Origin of the sequence: Trujillonella humicola (genome assembly GCF_046233715.1) — a bacterium.
Taxonomy (GTDB): Bacteria; Actinomycetota; Actinomycetes; order Mycobacteriales; family Geodermatophilaceae; genus Trujillonella; species Trujillonella humicola.
The window spans coordinates 1-1,336 of sequence record NZ_JBJNRJ010000124.1 but is presented as its reverse complement, the minus strand read 5'-3'; the positions used below and the strand labels follow the sequence as shown (position 1 = coordinate 1,336).

The following is a 1,336-nucleotide window of genomic DNA, read 5'->3' as shown; positions in this document are numbered from 1 at the left end:
GGATGCTCCTATCGACGTCAAGCGGCTGTGGTGAGTTGTTCGAAGTCGGCGAGCAGGGCGGTGTGGACTTCTCGGACGACGTAGCGCTTGAGGCAGCGCATGATCTCCTTCTTGCTCAAGCCTTGGGCGGTGCGGCGGGCGACGTAGGCGCGGGTCTGGTCGTGATAGCGCAGGCGGCAGAGCACGATGCGGTGGATCGCGGCGTTGGCGGCCCGGTCGCCGCCGCGGTTGAGTCGATGCCGGTCGGTGCGCCCGGAGCTGGCCGGTAGCGGGCTGATCCCGGCCAGGTGGGCCAGCGCCGCCTCGCTGCGCAGCCGGTCGGGGTTGTCTCCGGCGGTGACCAGCAGCTGCCCGGCCACGTCGGGGCCTGCGCCGAAGAGCGCCGCGGTCCGCGGGGCGATGGCGGCGGTGGCCGGGCGCAGCCGGGTGTCGGCCAGGGCGATCTCCTCCTCCAGGGCCTGGATCCGGCGGGCGATCGCGCGCAGCGCGGCCTTCGTGGCCATCACCGGCTCGAGCAGGCGGGCGGGGTCGATGCGAAAGCCGGCGCAGCGGCCCACCAGCTGGGTGCTGGGCAGTCCGGTCAGCTCGCCGCGCAACTGCTCGGGGGCGGAGGTCACCAGGCCGTGCATCTGGTTGAGCGCGGCGGTGCGGGCCTTGACCGCGCCACGGCGGGCCACCCGCAGCGCGCGGATGGCCTCCACCGGGCCGGTGCGGGTCTTCGGCGCGCCGGTGGCGGTGCCGGCCAGCACCGCCCGGGCCGCCGCGATCGCGTCGATCGGATCGGACTTGCCCTGCCGGCGGCGGGTCTTGCGGTCGGGGCGATCGACCTCGACCACCGTCATCCCCTGGGCCGCCAGGTGGCGGGCCAGACCGGCGCCGTAGGTGCCGGTGCCCTCCACGCCCACCTTCACGACCTGACCGAAGCCGCCCAGCCAGCCCAGCAACGCCGCATAGCCGGCCGCGGTGGCGGCGAACTCGGCGTCCCCCAGCAGCCGTCCGGCGCCGTCGACCGCCGCCGCGTGATGGGTGCGGCCGTGGGTGTCCACGCCGCCGAAGACATCCAGCCCCGTGCTCGTCATGATGGAGATCGCCGTCCTTGTCGCTTGCACCGATGAGACGGCACGCACCGAGACCGGACGAGGCGGACAAGACAGTGATGGGCGCCTCTTGCACAGGCTCCTATGAGGTCACAGACGTCGAGCCCGGTGACGTGCAAGGACGGAGCCACCCCGAGCAGATCGACGAATCCAGCCAAAGACAGCCAAGCGTCGGTCAGGCGGAGAGTCAGACCCGCCGGGGTGACTCCGTCCTCCACATCCTCACTGTCAGGCGGCGG

The 1,336-nt window shown here is 72.8% G+C and carries 1 protein-coding gene; it reads right to left on the bottom strand.

Features of this window, described 5'->3' with window-relative positions; translation table 11 throughout:
• Positions 1-17 precede the first annotated feature (17 nt).
• Entirely contained in the window at positions 18-1,079 is a 1,062-nt protein-coding gene (locus ACK586_RS25360; RefSeq protein WP_409333308.1) for an IS110 family RNA-guided transposase, read from the bottom strand.
• Positions 1,080-1,336: the final 257 nt, after the last annotated feature.